The sequence below is a fragment of the Gaetbulibacter sp. NE genome, from assembly GCF_025548475.1.
In the GTDB taxonomy this organism is placed as follows: Bacteria; Bacteroidota; Bacteroidia; order Flavobacteriales; family Flavobacteriaceae; genus Gaetbulibacter_B; species Gaetbulibacter_B jejuensis.
On the sequence record NZ_JAOQHY010000081.1, the window covers coordinates 1 to 224 of the forward strand.

A 224-nucleotide genomic window follows, 5' to 3' on the forward strand; every position below is an offset into this window, starting at 1 on the left:
CTTGCTATTCCGCAGGCATCGTTTGATCCATTGTCTATATCTGAAGTCGTGATGCTTCCGTTTCCTGAGGCATCTAATACAACTGTTGCATTCTGACAAATTGCTGTTGGTGCTGTGTTGTCCTGAACGGTTACTGTTGCACTACAGGTCGATACGTTTCCGTTATTGTCTGTTACTGTTAACGTTACTGTGTTAACACCTATATTAGTACAATCAAAACTCGT

Annotated in this window: 1 protein-coding gene; it reads right to left on the reverse strand. The window is 41.5% G+C overall.

Annotated elements, in window-relative coordinates; genetic code table 11:
* The coding region (locus OD803_RS14605) for a hypothetical protein (RefSeq protein WP_262734104.1) at window positions 1–224 on the reverse strand (224 nt) is incomplete at both ends.